General features: G+C 52.5%; 15 protein-coding genes. 11 read left to right on the top strand and 4 right to left on the bottom strand.

The features are described 5' to 3' along the window. Positions 1 to 37: 37 nt before the first annotated feature. From TPRIMZ1_RS0109710 to truA, 9 genes are all read left to right on the top strand, one after another. Positions 38 to 1,180 carry a hypothetical protein gene (locus tag TPRIMZ1_RS0109710; RefSeq protein WP_010258367.1) on the top strand — a complete coding sequence of 381 codons (1,143 nt, stop codon included), beginning with the start codon at positions 38 to 40 and terminating at the stop codon, positions 1,178 to 1,180. 183 nt (positions 1,181 to 1,363) lie between these two features. Further along, positions 1,364 to 3,151, top strand: coding sequence for a DNA topoisomerase IV subunit B (locus tag TPRIMZ1_RS0109705; RefSeq protein ID WP_026043644.1), 1,788 nt, complete (start codon positions 1,364 to 1,366; stop codon positions 3,149 to 3,151). A gap of 8 nt (positions 3,152 to 3,159) precedes the next feature. Further along, positions 3,160 to 5,079: a DNA topoisomerase IV subunit A gene (locus TPRIMZ1_RS0109700; RefSeq protein WP_010258360.1), complete on the top strand. Its 1,920-nt coding sequence runs from the start codon at positions 3,160 to 3,162 to the stop codon at positions 5,077 to 5,079. Between the two features lie 3 nt (positions 5,080 to 5,082). Then, positions 5,083 to 5,847, top strand: a complete 765-nt coding sequence (locus TPRIMZ1_RS0109695; RefSeq protein WP_010258357.1) for a class I SAM-dependent methyltransferase — start codon at positions 5,083 to 5,085, stop codon at positions 5,845 to 5,847. Between the two features lie 259 nt (positions 5,848 to 6,106). Next, positions 6,107 to 6,964, top strand: coding sequence for a diadenylate cyclase CdaA (gene cdaA / locus TPRIMZ1_RS0109690; protein WP_010258355.1), 858 nt, complete (start codon positions 6,107 to 6,109; stop codon positions 6,962 to 6,964). After that, positions 6,954 to 7,940, top strand: a complete 987-nt coding sequence (locus TPRIMZ1_RS0109685; protein ID WP_010258352.1) for a YbbR-like domain-containing protein — start codon at positions 6,954 to 6,956, stop codon at positions 7,938 to 7,940. Before cdaA ends, TPRIMZ1_RS0109685 begins: the two co-directional genes overlap by 11 nt. 22 nt (positions 7,941 to 7,962) lie before the next feature. Continuing rightward, on the top strand, positions 7,963 to 8,337 hold the full coding sequence (locus TPRIMZ1_RS0109680) for a holo-ACP synthase (RefSeq protein WP_026043643.1): 375 nt from the start codon (positions 7,963 to 7,965) through the stop codon (positions 8,335 to 8,337). 14 nt (positions 8,338 to 8,351) lie between these two features. After that, complete coding sequence (locus TPRIMZ1_RS0109675) at positions 8,352 to 9,212, top strand: DUF2225 domain-containing protein (protein ID WP_010258350.1); 861 nt, start codon at positions 8,352 to 8,354, stop codon at positions 9,210 to 9,212. Further along, positions 9,205 to 9,963, top strand: coding sequence for a tRNA pseudouridine(38-40) synthase TruA (gene truA, locus TPRIMZ1_RS0109670; protein ID WP_010258348.1), 759 nt, complete (start codon positions 9,205 to 9,207; stop codon positions 9,961 to 9,963). The genes TPRIMZ1_RS0109675 and truA overlap by 8 nt, the downstream gene beginning before the upstream one ends. On the opposite strand, the gene TPRIMZ1_RS0109665 is transcribed toward truA, so the two are convergent. Together TPRIMZ1_RS0109665 and TPRIMZ1_RS0109660 are read right to left on the bottom strand one after the other, a co-directional pair. Further along, positions 9,953 to 10,738: a 16S rRNA methyltransferase gene (locus TPRIMZ1_RS0109665; RefSeq protein ID WP_010258347.1), complete on the bottom strand. Its 786-nt coding sequence runs from the start codon at positions 10,736 to 10,738 to the stop codon at positions 9,953 to 9,955. The two genes, truA and TPRIMZ1_RS0109665, sit on opposite strands and share 11 nt — an antisense overlap. A 6-nt stretch (positions 10,739 to 10,744) precedes the next feature. Continuing rightward, entirely contained in the window at positions 10,745 to 11,113 is a 369-nt protein-coding gene (locus TPRIMZ1_RS0109660; protein ID WP_026043642.1) for a metal-dependent transcriptional regulator, read from the bottom strand. A gap of 67 nt (positions 11,114 to 11,180) precedes the next feature. Between TPRIMZ1_RS0109660 and rpiB the strand changes: the two genes are divergently transcribed. Further along, the gene (gene rpiB / locus TPRIMZ1_RS0109655; RefSeq protein ID WP_010258345.1) at positions 11,181 to 11,645 is read left to right on the top strand and encodes a ribose 5-phosphate isomerase B; all 465 of its coding nucleotides are present in this window, start codon (positions 11,181 to 11,183) and stop codon (positions 11,643 to 11,645) included. Here the strand turns inward: rpiB and priA are convergent. Both priA and TPRIMZ1_RS18765 read right to left on the bottom strand, forming a co-directional pair. Then, positions 11,640 to 13,652 (bottom strand): replication restart helicase PriA, encoded by a 2,013-nt coding sequence (gene priA, locus TPRIMZ1_RS0109650; protein ID WP_010258344.1) that lies wholly within the window; start codon positions 13,650 to 13,652, stop codon positions 11,640 to 11,642. The two genes, rpiB and priA, sit on opposite strands and share 6 nt — an antisense overlap. A gap of 1 nt (position 13,653) precedes the next feature. Continuing rightward, complete coding sequence (locus tag TPRIMZ1_RS18765) at positions 13,654 to 14,439, bottom strand: uracil-DNA glycosylase (protein WP_010258342.1); 786 nt, start codon at positions 14,437 to 14,439, stop codon at positions 13,654 to 13,656. A 147-nt stretch (positions 14,440 to 14,586) separates the two neighbouring features. Here TPRIMZ1_RS18765 and TPRIMZ1_RS0109640 point away from each other — a divergent pair. Continuing rightward, on the top strand, positions 14,587 to 14,919 hold a 333-nt coding region (locus TPRIMZ1_RS0109640; protein WP_010258340.1), incomplete at its 3' end, for an Rpn family recombination-promoting nuclease/putative transposase.

Genomic DNA, 14,919 nt, shown 5'->3' with positions numbered 1-14,919 from the left:
GATTGTCAAGAAAAATGTCTAAGCGTATAGTAAATACATGGATGAAAGAAAAAAATCGATCCGGGAACTGGAAGAAAAGCGGCGGGAAACCGAAGGAACCGTAAACGGAATATTGGAAAAACTCGGAGAAAACCTTCTTACCCGCTTGGATAGGGAAGGGGAAGGGTATTTTGCCGGAGAAGTAGGGGAATATCATCGTATTCTCGGAGAAATCTCCGATTCGGAAGAAAGTATCAGAATTATAGAAGCGGATATTCTTCGTTTGAAGGATTTGGAAGGGGAAATAAGCGAGAAAGAGAAGATAAATTCTTCAAAAAACAAGGAATTATCGGTACTATACGCCCGTTTAGGGGTGGCTGTCATTGAAACCGATGTAGCGGCGTTTTTCAAAGGACAGGCGGATACCTTGATTCAGAAGATTCAGTCCCTGGAAGATCGGCAGCGGGAACTTGATGAGGGGAAACATGTAAATATTTTTACCTGGATTGGTAATAATACCCAGGGGATGGTGCTCCGTTCGATGATATCAAAGAGCCAAGCCAGCTTGGAGCGGGTTTATATAGCGGCGGGAGAAAAATTCTCCTCCCCGGATATCCAGGAAATGGCGGAGGATCAGGATAATCCTCTTATCGTAGAAATTTTAGATCCGGTTTTCACTATACGGCAGGAACTTACGGAACTTGGCCAATCCCTTAGCCAGATGCGGAGTGAGCGGCGAAAAATAAAAGACGCTCTCGGCTCGGAGGGCAGCGACCCTCCCCGGACTATCAGCCCGGTAAAAAAAACCAAGGACCTGGAACGGCATATTATCCACGCCAGGGAACAGCTCCATGGCTTATATGTACGCTTCGGCGCCCATTTCGCCGATACAGTAGAGGATGAGTCCGCTGCGCGGGAAACTTCGTTGCAAATAACGGAAAGAGCCTTGTTACGGGATGAGAATAAGGTCACCCTGGAAAAGATCCGGAAGCTGCGGGAAGAAATAGCCGAATATGACGCGAGTATTGAGAAACTGCGGGCATCCCTGCTTATCGATGAGGCCAGGGATGGCATAGACAGGATGGAAAAGTCTATAACAGCTCACCGGCAGCGTATTGCCGCCAGTGAGGATGCTATTACCGGTTTGGAAAAACAGATTGAAGAGTCGAACCGGCGTATACAAAAATTGATGGAAATATAGGGAATCATTGTGGCAAAAGTACAAGCAAAAAAATCCGACAAACCGAAAACAGGTCTGGCCGCACGGGCGGCGGAGCTAAAAGCACAGGCGGCAAAAGCATCGCCTTCAACGAAGACGGCGCTTAAGGCCCCTGCTAAGGCGTCCGCTAAGGGAGGGGGCGCAGGGGTTTACGACGAGTCTAAAATAAAGACCCTGTCCTCCCTGGAACACATCCGTCTGCGGACCGGTATGTATATAGGCCGCCTGGGGGATGGATCCAACCCCGATGACGGCATCTATGTACTCCTCAAGGAAGTTATTGATAACGGCATCGACGAGTTCATCATGGGAAACGGAAAACTCATTGAGGTGTCGGTTAAGGATGGCAGCGCAAGGATACGGGACTATGGCCGGGGTATCCCACTGGGAAAGCTGGTGGAATGTGTTTCGGTGATCAATACCGGGGCGAAGTATAACGATGATGTGTTCCAATTTTCCGTGGGGTTAAACGGCGTTGGTACCAAGGCGGTGAACGCCCTGTCTTCCCACTTCCGCGTACTTGCCTTTCGTGACGGCCAATATGCCGAAGCCGTTTTTGAACGGGGCGCCCTGAAATCCCAGCGGAAGGGAAAGCTGAAGGACAAGCAAAAGGACGGCACCTATGTGGAGTTTACCCCGGATGCGGATATCTTTGGGGAGTACCAGTTCAACCTGGAATTTATCGAGCGGCGTATGCAGAACTACGCCTACCTCAACACGGGCCTTACCCTTAACCTCAACGGCAAATCCTATATATCCCAACATGGTCTCCACGATCTTCTTACAGAAGAAATCGGTGATGACGGTATCTATCCCATCGGTTACTATAAGGGAGAACATTTGGAGTTTGCCTTTACCCATGCCTCGGGGGACAATCACTACGGGGAGGAATACTTTTCCTTTGTGAACGGCCAGTTCACCTCCGACGGGGGAACCCACCTTTCCGCTTTTAAGGAAGGGTTTCTCAAGGGTATACAGACTTTTTTCAAGAAGGATTATCGCAGTGAGGATATACGGGAGGGAACAACCGCAGCAATCGCAGTAAAACTAAAAAGCCCGGTATTCGAAAGTCAAACCAAGAACAAGCTGGGGAACTCGGATATACGCGGCTGGGTAGTTCAGGAGGTTAAGGATGCGGTGGAGGACTGGCTCCACAAGAACGGCGAGGCCGCCAAGAAACTGGAACTGAAGATTATCGCCAACGAAAAACTGCGGACCGAGCTCAATGTGGTCAAGAAGGAAGCCCGGGAAGCGGCCAAAAAAATTACCCTGAAGATACCAAAACTGAAGGACTGTAAGTTCCATCTTGAGGACGGTGATAAGGGGGAAAACACCATGCTCTTTCTTACCGAGGGAGATTCCGCCTCGGGGTCCATGGTTTCAAGCAGGGATGTGATGACCCAGGCCCTCTTTTCCCTCCGCGGAAAGATAGAAAATATGTACGGTAAAAAACGGGCGGCGATCTACAAAAACGAAGAGTTGTACAATATGATGATGGCCCTGGGCATCGAAAGCGATGTCTCCGGCCTCCGTTATGCGAAGATCGTTATCGCCACGGATGCGGACTTTGACGGCTTCCATATCCGCAACCTCCTGCTCACCTTTTTCCTTTCCTACTTTGAGGAACTGGTTACCAGCGGCAGGGTATTTATTCTGGAGACCCCACTTTTCCGGGTACGGACAAAGAAGGAGACCCGGTACTGCTACAACGAAAAGGAACGGGATGACGCCACCACCAGCTTAGGCAGTCAGAGTGAAGTAACCCGATTCAAAGGATTGGGAGAAATAAGCCCCAAGGAATTCGGCCAGTTTATCGGCGAGGATATACGGCTGGTTCCTGTATCGATAAGCACCCTAAAAGCGGTGCCCCAGGTACTCAACTTCTATATGGGAAAAAACACCCCGGAACGCCGGGACTATATTATGAAAAATTTAATAGACAACGCGGGGTAATGGTATAAATGGCTTACGTAAAAAACCTCTTCGACAGAAACTTTTTGGAATACGCTTCCTACGTTATCAAGGACCGGGCTATTCCGGATCTTGAGGATGGATTGAAGCCGGTTCAGCGGCGCATCATCCACACCCTCTTTGAGATGGATGACGGTAAGTACCACAAGGTGGCCAACGTAGTTGGGGCCTGCATGAAGTACCACCCCCATGGTGATGCTTCGATCGGGTCAGCCCTGGTGGTGTTGGCGAATAAGGATTTTTTCATTGACCGCCAGGGGAACTTTGGGAACATCTATACCGGGGACGAAGCTTCCGCGGCCCGGTATATTGAGTGCCGCATCACCTCCCTGGCTAAGGACATCTTCTATAACCCCAAGCTTACTCCCTGGGTGGATTCCTACGATGGGCGGAACAGGGAACCTGTGGCGTATCCCGCCAAGATCCCGGTGGTCCTGGTCATGGGGGCCGAGGGGATCGCCGTGGGGATGTCCACAAAGATACTGCCCCACAATATTATTGAGGTATTAGAGGCGGAGAAGGCCTGCCTTTCCGGAAAAAGTTTTCAGCTGTTCCCGGATTTCCCCACCGGGGGTTTAGTGGACGTGTCGGACTACAAGGACGGAAACGGCAGAGTCCTGGTCCGGGCCAAGCTGGATACATCGGATCCCAAGCGGATCGTCATACGGGAACTGCCCTTCGGTTCCACCACAGAAAGTTTAATTAACAGTGTGGAGACCGCCGCGAAGGCGGGCCGGATAAAAATTCAGTCCATCAACGATTTTACCACCGAAAATGTGGAGATCGAGGTTAAGCTGGCCCGGGGGGTTTATTCCGAAGAAACGGTGAACGCCCTTTTTGCCTTTACCGAATGCGAGCAGTCCATATCGGTAAACCTTCTGGTTATCAAGGACAACTACCCGGTGGTAACTACCGTTACCGCGATAATCAAGAGCCACGCTAAACAGTTAGTAAAGGTGCTTACCCAGGAACTGGAACTGGAGAAGAAAGAACTCCAGGATAAGCTCCACCTACGTACCCTGGAACGCATCTTTATTGAGGAACGGATATACAAGGGCATCGAGAAAATGAAGACCGCCGAGGGGGTACAGAAGGCGGTGGTAGATGGTTTTAAACCCTTCCTTAAGGAAATAGGTTCCCGTGGGGTCAGCCCCGAGGATGTGGAACACCTGCTGCGCATCCCCATACGCCGCATATCCCTCTACGATATCAACAAGGCCCGGGCGGAGATGGCGGAGATCCAGGCGCGTATAAAAGAAATTAACCATCATCTTAAAAATATTACCGCCTATGCTTTAAGTTTTCTTGACAGCATCATTGCCAAGGTAAAGGCTAATGAGGATCTTGGCAAGGGCGCCCGTAAAACTGAACTTATTAAATTTGACAAAGTCGATGTAAAGGAAGTGGTTAAGAAGGACCTGGAGCTTAAATACGACCGGGAGACGGGCTATCTTGGAACCACCGTTTCAGGAGAAATCGCAGCGGAGGTATCACCCTTTGATCGTATCCTCACCCTCAGAAATAACGGCGCCTGGTCTGTTACGGATCTCCCGGAAAAGACCTTTATAGGGCCTAAGGCCTGGTGGATCAGCGTAGCGGAAAAAGAGCTGCTCGCCGCAACGGTGTTCACCGTTATTTATAAGGAAGCGGAAAGCGGCCATCCCTTTATAAAACGCTGTGTCATAGAAGGGTGGATCATGAACAAGGATTACTCCCTGGTACCGGAGGGCGCAGTGGTACTGCATATTGATACACGTCAAAAATTTATGTTCACCCTCCATTATACTCCCAAACCCCGGCTCAAGGTGCTTACGGAAAACTTTAAGGCCCATAATTACGCGGTTCGGGGACTCAAGGCCGGGGGGATACGGCTTTCTTCAAAGGCAGTAAAAAAAATCGAGGTCCAGTAAAGAATGCCGGAATGGTTTGAGGATATACATTTCTGGGAAAACTACGGCCCCATCATGTTTGACCGGAAGCGCTGGGACGAAGTACCGCTGGTAGCAGACGGCGTTACGGGGATAGCGCGCCTGGATCTGTACAACAATACTGCTGATCCTGGGGGGCCAAAAGTCCTGGATCTTTGCTGCGGGTTCGGCAGGATAGCCCTGGAATTGGCCCGCCGGGGCTTCTCTGTTACCGGCGTTGATATTACAGAAACATACCTTAATACCGGAAGGGAAGATGCGGCCTATGAAAAGCTGGATATCGAATTTATCCAGCAGGATGTTCGTGTGTTTAAGCAGCCTAATGCCTTTGATCTGGCGCTGAATCTCTATATTTCCTTTGGCTACTTCGATGACCCAAAGGACGATCTGCTCTTTGCGAAAAATGCCCGGGAGTCCCTCAAACCCGGTGGCAGTTTTATTATCGAAACCCTTGGCAAGGAGATCGCCGTCCGGGACTTTGTTGAAACCGAGTGGTTTGAAAGGGCAGGGTACACGGTCCTTACGGAATATGCCCCGGTAGATTCCTGGGCGGGCCTAAAAAACCGGTGGATACTCATCAAAAACGGGGAACGGATAGAAAAGACCTTTATCCAGCGCCTTTACTCCGCAGCTGAATTACGGCAGCTTCTCTTTGACGCAGGGTTTAGGGCGGTGGAACTCTACGGCAGCTGGGAAGAAGCCCCATACGATCACCGGGCGGAGATGCTTATTGCGGTGGGACGGAAGTAGGGGGACAATAATGAGAAAATTCGGTAATTAGGGGATAAAACCTATTGACCTTTTTTTTATTGTAACCCATACTATCTAGAGCAATCTTAAGGAAAGGAGTCGCCGAAGTGCCCTGCGGAAGAAAGCGCAAACTACGAAAAATTGCAACCCATAAGCGGAAGAAGAAGCTCAGAAAGAATCGACACAAGAACAAATGAGCCCTTATTTTAGGCCGCGGGGTGTTTTTCCGCGGCTTTGTTTGTTATAAAGCGACAAAATAATGGAATGGTTTCAACGCTTAACATCAATTTATGACATAATCCGCCCGGTGGTGGATATAGCCATTTTGGCGTTCCTCCTTTACAAGGCTTATGACCTCCTGGTGAAGACCCAGGCGGTTCAGCTCGTTAAAGGCGCCGGTTTCCTTGCCCTGTTTTACGGCATAGCCTATCTTTTTAAGCTAACTACCCTCCAATGGCTTCTTACTATCCTGGCGCCCGGACTTTTTATCGCCATAGCCATCGTTTTTCAGCCGGAACTCCGGAAAATATTTATACGCCTGGGCCAGGGGGAACTGTTCCGTCCGGACAGCAAGCCCCGGATAGGGCAGCTTGAAGCGGTTATAACCGCTGCGGAGATCCTGTCCCAGGAACGCCGGGGGGCTCTGGTGGTTTTTCCCCGGCGGATTAATATTAAAAGTATTATCGAAACCGGTACACGGATAAACGGCGAGATTAGTTCCAGTCTTATTGTGGCGATCTTTGAATTTGACGGCCCCCTTCATGACGGAGCCATGATCATCCAGAACGGCCGTATCACCGCCGCAGGATGCTTCCTGCCACTTTCGGAGCAGCAGGATATCCGGAAGAGCTTTGGTACCAGGCACCGGGCTTCACTGGGCATGTCGGAACAGTCCGACGCGGTGATCCTGGTGGTTTCGGAAGAAACCGGCGCTATTTCTTTGGCGGTGGACGGTAAGCTGTACTACGATCTGTCCCCCATAGAGGTTCAGCGTAAACTTAAGGAACTCCTTGACCGCGGGGTGCGGGGCGGAGATTCGGAGCAAAAAACCGGTTCCGTCGAGGTTGCCCTGGATTCGGCCCTTGATGACGGAAAGGATGTTTTCGTTGAACGATAGAAAGCTGACCATTGGTCCCATGCTTGCCAAGATTGCGGAAAACTGGCCGGCTAAGGTCATTTCCATTGCCCTAGCCATCATGCTTTTTGTCTTTCACCGTATGAGCCTCCAGGAGGAACGGTTTTTTTCGGTTCCCCTCAGTGTAGAAACCGATAGCAGTCTGACTCCAGCCGGCCCCTATCCGGGGCTAATCGGAATTACCCTCCGGGGGGATGCCAATACCATTTACCCTATTCTGGAAGATGATATCCAAGCCTATATTGATCTTAACAAGTATACCGAGCCGGGAACCTATCGGGCGCCGGTGCAGATCCGTAAAAAGGGGACTGCCCTGCGCGCCGAAGCCCTGGAGATATCGGTGGATCCCCTGGAGGTGATACTTTCCCTGGATGAACGTCTTAGTAAAACTGTCCCCATAAAGGCTAGTTTCAGCGGCGCCCTTGAACCGGGCTATGAGTTGGGAGAATATACCCTGGACCCGGCCCATGTGGTTATTGACGGGCCCAAGGGATTGTTAATGGATGTTTCTGAACTGTCCACCAATTTTGTTGAACTTACCGGCAGGTCTGTTGATTTCTCCACCACCGTGCGGATTTTGAACCCGCAGCCCCTTCTTAGTATTCGGGGAAACGGGCTTATCGAATTCCATGGTGTTATTCGGGAACAGCTGCGGATTCAAAATTTTGAGGATATTCCCATCAGGATAAATAATCTGGATGAACAATTTTCCGGTGAGCTGGAAATTGCAGCGGGCTCCATCCGTATTGAGGGGGGACAGACCACGTTCAATAAAATAAAACCCCAGGATGTCAGCCTCTACGTGGAGTGTTCTTCAATTAATTCTATAGGTGAATTCCTGCTGCCGGTTTCGGCGCTGTTTCCCGTCATGTTTACCCTTATCCGCCAGGACCCGGAAAATGTGCTGATCCAAATTCGCCGGCGGCAGCAGCACAGTATTGGAACCGGGGGATCATGACACGCAACCGGAGGTTCCCCTGTTGATTATAGGTATCGGGGTTGATGTGGTGTATGTGCGCCGCCTGGAACGGTGGCGTACAATTCCGGGCTTACTGGAACGGTATTTTCATCCCCAGGAGCTTTCAGCATCCCTGTCCAAGGGAAACGGCGCATTCCTTTCTTTATCGGCCCGGTTTGCCGCAAAGGAAGCTTTTGGAAAAGCTCTGGGTACCGGTCTTGCGGGGATAGTTCTCCGGGATATACTGGTAGTAAACCGTCATAACGGTATGCCGGAAATAGAGGTTTTTGGAACCGCCTCTTCTGCCCTGAAGCGGAGCGGCGCTACGAAAATACACATATCCCTAACCCATGAGCGGGAGAACGCTATTGCCATGGTGGTATTGGAAAAAGATTAGGACGGAAAATATTCATGAAGAGTGAAGAACGGGAAGTAAAAATATCTTTTCAATCCAAGGAATCCTATATCTGTCCTGTCTGCGGCGCTGATTTCCACCGGGAAGAGCTGCTTACCGGCAGCGGACGGCTTATCGCCGGGGATCTTACGGACGAACTCCACCGTCTCTATGAACCATCCTTACGGTACGGGGAAATTTACCCCCTGGCATATCAGGCTACGGTTTGTCCTGAATGCTGGTTTGCCTCCATGGATAATGATTTTATGACCTTCCCAAAGACGAACCGCCAGAAGGCGCTGGCGGATCAGGAAAAACGAAAAAAAGACACCCTGCAGATTTTTCCCAATGTAGATTTCTATGAAAACCGCGGGCTTATTTCCGGCGCCGCTTCCCTGTACTTAGTACTCCGGTGTTACGACTTTTTCTCCAAGGAATTTTCACCCACCATCAAACAGGGTATGGCAGCCCTGCGGACAGGGTGGCTTCTGGACGAGATCAATAAAAAATACCCCGGACAGCATTACGACTGGGTGGCCACGCTTTTTAAAAAGAAGGCGGAGTTTCTTTACAATGATGCCATACGGCGGGAACAATCGGGCATAGAGAGCCTGTCGAGCCTTAAGGGCTTTGGCCCCGATACGGACAAAAACTATTCCTATGAGGGCGCCCTGTATCTCTGTGCCCTGTTGAAGTCAAAGTACGGCCCCATGGCCGATGCCGCCCAGCGTATCGCGTCTTTGGAAGAAGCAAAACGTACGGTGGCAAAGATCTTCGGCATGGGCAAGTCCTCCAAGTCCAAACCCGGTTCCCTCCTGGAAAGCGCACGGTCCCTCTACGAGAGCATCAATAAAGAAATAACGCAAATCGATGCCTAGTACCCTTCGTAATATTAAGCTGCTCATCGCCTATGACGGAACGGATTTTTCCGGATGGCAGCGCCAGGGCTGTAACAGGACTGTCCAGGGAACCATTGAAGCAGCTCTGGAACGGATCCACAAGCACCCTGTTGTTCTTACCGGTTCAGGAAGAACCGACGCGGGGGTTCACGCCGCAGGGCAGGTGGCTAATTTTACTACGCCTATCAGCAGTATTCCTGCGGAACGGTTTGTTCAGGCCTTGAACAGCCTGCTCCCCCGGGATATCCGGATCCTGGAAGCCGGTGTTACCCTGCCGGATTTCCACGCCCGCTTCGACGCCCGTTCCCGCAGCTACCGTTACCACCTAATCTGCGGCCGTCCGGCGCTGCCCCATGAACTGCGCTATAACCTTCAGCTTTGGCGCCGCCCCCATCTGGATCTGCTGAACGATTATGCCCGGCTATTTCGCGGGGAGCTGGATTGTTCACTCTTTGCCTGGCCCCAGGACCCCAGCAAATCCAGGAGCCGCTATTTTTATCATGCCGGTTTTACCGTTCAGGATGATACCCTTATTTTTGAAATTCAGGCTAATGCTTTTTTGTGGAAGATGGTCCGATCGGTTGTAGGAACACTGTTACACTATGAGGAGAAGGGGAAATCGCCGGAAGAATTGAAACGGATCATCGAAACCGGAGACCGAAGCATGGCGGGGCCCACGGTTCCGCCGAATGGGTTGTTTTTGTGGAAGGTGGAGTATTTCAGGGGGTGAGGATCGCCTTCTTAAACCTCGCCACATACATGGGTCCCATACCGCCGCATAGATCCGGCAAAATAATTCTGCCATATTTTGTTTCTTCACCTTCGCTAAAATCCGGATGGTCCAATAGTACTGTGCCCCGGTATTTTTCAACAAGCCGGGAAGCCACGCCGTCGTTTTCTTCCGGCGAAAGAGCGCAGGTCGCGTAGACCAGGGAAGCGCCGGGTTGTAACAACAGAAATGCTGAGGAAAGCAGCGCCCATTGCCGTTTGGCGAGAAATCGGGGGCGGGCTGGTGTCCATTCCGCAAGGGCTTTTTCATTATTGATAACATGACGTTCACTGGAACAGGGAGCATCCAGTAGTATTGCTGTAAAACGCGTATGTTCACTTTTCTTACCCCCCGCCGCAGCAGCGTCAAAACCAGAGACGGTAACCCGTTCCCGCTTTTCCGGCGGCAGGTGTTCGTCCAGTACCTTTACAAGCCGTCGCCTTCTTTCGCCGGACAGCTCGTTTGAGAGGAGTGTAGACTGTGGACACATAATTGAAGCAATCACCAGGCTCTTTCCGCCCGGGGCGGCGCAGGCATCCAGAATTTGCCCTTCATCGGGAACACGCAGGGAAAGGGCGGCCAGGACAGAAGCATGGTCCAGCATATAGGGTGTAACGAGACCGTCACTGTAGGGGATGGGTTTACTTTCTTTAATAAGGCTTTCCCGTAAACCGGTCCAGCGCTTTCCGTAAATAGTGTTGTAGTAGCTTTCAAATTGATCATTCAGGGGAGACAAGATTGCTTAGACTTTTTTCTTAGTGCGGGCAAGGAGCTTTAATTTTTTGAGGGTTTCTTCGGAAAGGATATGCTCCATCTTGCAGGCATCCTCTTCCGCAGTTTCAGCGTTTACCCCAACGGTGTCCCGGAGAAAACCGGTGAGGAAGTTATGGCGGTCCCGGATTTCCGCAGCCTGGATAGCCCCCTTCTGGGTCAGGGTAACAGTGCGGTATCGTTCGTGTTCCAAAAGCCCCTGTTCCTCCAGAGCCTTGAGGGCAGTAAGCACCGAAGGCTTAGAAACCCCCAGCCGGGATGCAATATCCGTAACCCGGACTTCACCTTCATCGGAGAGGAAACTCACCATTTCAAGATAATCTTCCAGAGATTGGGTCATAGTTTTATATTGAGGGATATGGTTATAATTGTCAACCTTTTATATAATAATGTTTTGGAGGTAAGTAATGATAGTCCTTGCAAGTGATCACGCGGGATTTGAGATGAAGCAGGAAATAAGCCGTTACCTGGAGGAGCTGAAACTGCCCTTTAAAGATTTGGGCCCTACCACGAACGGACGGACCGATTACCCCAAGTGGGGGTATTTGGCAGCTAAAGCGGTTAGCTCCGGTGAATGTGATAGGGGTATCATTATCTGCGGAACCGGGGTGGGCATGTCTCTTTCTGCAAATAAGGTGAAGGGTATCCGCTGCGTGGCATGTACCGACTGTTATACCGCAATGCTTTCCAGACAGCATAACAACACCAACATGCTTGCCCTGGGCGCCAGGGTGCTTGGTATCGATCTGGCAAAGCTTCTTGTAAAGATATGGCTCGAAACTGAATTTGAAAGGGGCGGGCGGCACGAACAGCGGGTGAATAAGATCATGAAAATCGAAGCGGGAAATATCGACTTCCTGGAAGAATTATAGGAGACTTACGGGGTCCACGTCCACCTCAAGGTAGGCCTTGGCGTCCCGTCCCTTCTCGTAGCTGTCCAGGATAGCCTTTGCTGCCCCGTGGAGGGTCCCCATGCCCTTTCCCCGGAGTATAAGCTGCCGCCGGTGGTTTCCCGAGATTATGCCGATGGGGCACTCCGCAGGGCCCAGGATATCAGCGTCCCGGGGGATCAGGGGCGAGGCAATGCCTGCCAGCCGTTTGATGGCGGCATCGGCCCTGGGCGCCTCTTTAGCGCGTACCGTAAAACGAATGAGCCGGGTATAGGGCGGGAAGCCCAGCATTTCCCGCTGGGCCAGTTCCGCTGCAAAGAAGCCCTCCACATCCAGCGCACAGGCCCGCAGTATGGCCGGGTCGTTTGGCCTGAGGGTTTGGACAATCACCTTACCGTCGGGGAAATAGCGGCCCGCCCGGCCGGCAACCTGGACGATCAGGGAGAAGGTCCGCTCCGCCGCCCGGAAGTCCGGGAGATGGAGCCCCGTATCCGCCAATACTACCCCGACCAGCCGTACCCCGGGGAAGTTAAGCCCCTTTGCCACCATCTGGGTTCCCAGGAGTATGTCGATGCCCCCGGCCTTGAAAATGTCCAGGGTTTCCGCCAGGCTGCCCTTGCGCCCGGTGGTATCCGCATCGGCCCGGCGTAAACGCAGTTCCGGGAAGGTCCGGCCAACCTCTTCCTCGATCATCTCCGTGCCAAAGCCGGTAAACCCCGCTTCCAGGGAACCGCACTGGGGACAGGCTCTTGGGGGAATTACGGAGTACCCGCAATAATGACAGACCGCCCGGCCCTTGCTCTTGTGGTAGGTCAGGGACACGGAACAGTGCTTACAGGTAAGCTCGTAACCGCATTGCTTGCAATGGTAAAAATAGGCAAAGCCTCGACGGTTTAGGAAGAGTATACTCTGCCGGCCAAGCTGGGCGGTTTTCCGTATCTCCTCCTTCAGCTCTGTGGTCAGACAGCCTTCGGTATGTTCCAGGCTTACGGGGATAATCTCCGGAGGACTTCCCCCGGAAAGCCGCCGGGTCAGGTCCAGCCGGGTAATGCCCGCTTCCTTCGAACCTGGGCTCGACATGAGTTTCCAAGCCTCCACCGAAGGGGTGGCGGATCCCATCACCAGCCGGGCGCCGGTAATGGAGCTCCGGCGCATAGCCACCTGCCGGGCATGGTAGCGGGGGGTATTCCCGGACTTATAGGAACCGTCATGCTCCTCGTCGATGATGATTAACCCCAGGTTCCGCAGGGGGGCAAAGACGGCGCTCCGGGGACCCACTACGATACGGACTTCCCCGGAACGGATACGGAGCCATTCGGCCAGGCGTTTGCCGGGGCTCATGCCGGAATGGATGGTGGCAGCTATGGGGCCGAAGCGTTTGCCGATAGCTTCGGCGGTTTGGTGGGTCAGGGAGATTTCCGGGACCAGGTAGATCACCGATTTGCCGTCCCGGATCACCGACTCCGCCGAACGGAGGAACACCTCAGTTTTCCCCGAACCGGTGATACCGAACAGATAGAAGGGGCGCAGTTTTTCTGCGGGTGCCGCGGCTGCGGTAATCGCCGCCAGGGCTTTTTCCTGTTCATCCGACAGGGCAAGGGCTTCCCGGGCTATATCTCCCGGATCATCCGGAAAGCTTGAATAACCGCCGACCCGCCGACCGGAGGGGATCATCGCCGCCAGGGCTTCTCCAAGACCGCAGAGGTAATAGCCCGCCATCCATCTGGCCAGATCAATGTCCGATTCATCAAAGATCGGTTCGGCGTCCACCACCCGGCGTATAGCCTTTATCGACCCTTCGCTTAGCCCCGCCGCCGGCTCTGCCCGTTCGCCGATGATATAGCCCGTCATCTCCCGGCGGCCAAAGGGGGCCATGACCCGCTTTCCGACACCCGCTTCTCCTTTCGGATCCCCACGGTAGGTAAAAACCGGATTTTCCCGGATAGGAACATCAAAGACGAGATCGAAATAGGGTGGGGTAGGGGTCAAGCTACCGGCCGCCTTCCCCTGCTTCCAGGGCGTAGTTTGAGTCTAATTCCATAAGCCGCTGCCGGAGCAGCTTGAGATCCTCCCAGGCGGGGCGTTTGTAGGATTCGTCCCGGAGTATGGCGCTGGGGTGGTAGGTAGCCAGCAGGGGAATGACCAGATCATCCGCAAGCTGATAGGGATTAAAGCTTCCACGAAGGCTCCCTATGGACGCGCCGGTCTTTAACAGAGCCTGGGCGGAAATCCTGCCCACACAGAGGATAATCTTAGGATTAAGCAGGGTTATTTGCCGGGCAAGAAAACGGGAACAAGGCCCCATCTCTTCCGGCAAGGGGTCCCGGTTGTTCGGAGGCCGGCACTTTACCACATTGGAGATAAAGCAGTTCTTTTCCCGGGACAGGCCCACTGCGGAAAGCATCTTGTCCAGCAGCTGTCCCGCCTTTCCCACAAAGGGCCTCCCCGAAGCGTCTTCGTCCGCTCCGGGACCTTCGCCTATGATCATCACCAGGGGCTGGGCTGCCCCCTCGCCGGGAACGGCCTTTGTCCGCCCGCTGTGAAGGGGGCATCCGGTACAGGCGCCTATTTCGGCGGCAATACCATCCAGGGTGTCGCTGCTGCCGGGAACCGATACCGCATCGGGAAGCGCCGCATTGGGCGCCGATACCATCGGGGGAAGCTCCCCGTCATTGGTGAATCCGTATTCAACCCTGGGCAGACGATAACCGTCCCGGAGATAATCCCCGGTTGTGTCTAGAAGATGGGCAAGGCTTAGTTTTTCATCGGCGGTCATGGTTCTATTGAACCCTAAGAGGCAGGAGAGTTCAAGCCACTTGGGAAGAAGTCAGCGGCCAATTAGGCGCGTTAAAAAAAAGAAATATTTTTCCGCAGACTAAAGCAAAACCAGGGCCTGGTTCCCTATTTTGGGCAGGAGGTTTTTATGAAAAAACCAGTGCTCAAAATTATGGTGGACTATGTTTTCAAACTTATCTTCGGCGACCAGCGGAATATCGATATTCTTGCCGGGTTTTTAAAGGCTGCCCTTAATCTGCCCGAGACAGAATACAACAGCCTAACCATCGTGGACCCCAATCTCAAACGGGAGTTTGCAGATGACAAAGCAGGGGTTTTGGACGTAAAGGTCCATACCAAAACGGGTATCGTAATCGATGTGGAAATCCAGGTCTCCGCCTATGGCGGGCTGCGCAAACGGCTTACCGAATATGCCGTCAAAATGGTCACCGAACAGATTAAACGGGGGGAAAACTGGAAA

Source organism: Treponema primitia ZAS-1 (assembly GCF_000297095.1).
GTDB lineage: Bacteria > Spirochaetota > Spirochaetia > Treponematales > Breznakiellaceae > Termitinema > Termitinema primitia_A.
This window is presented reverse-complemented; position numbering and strand designations above follow the sequence as displayed.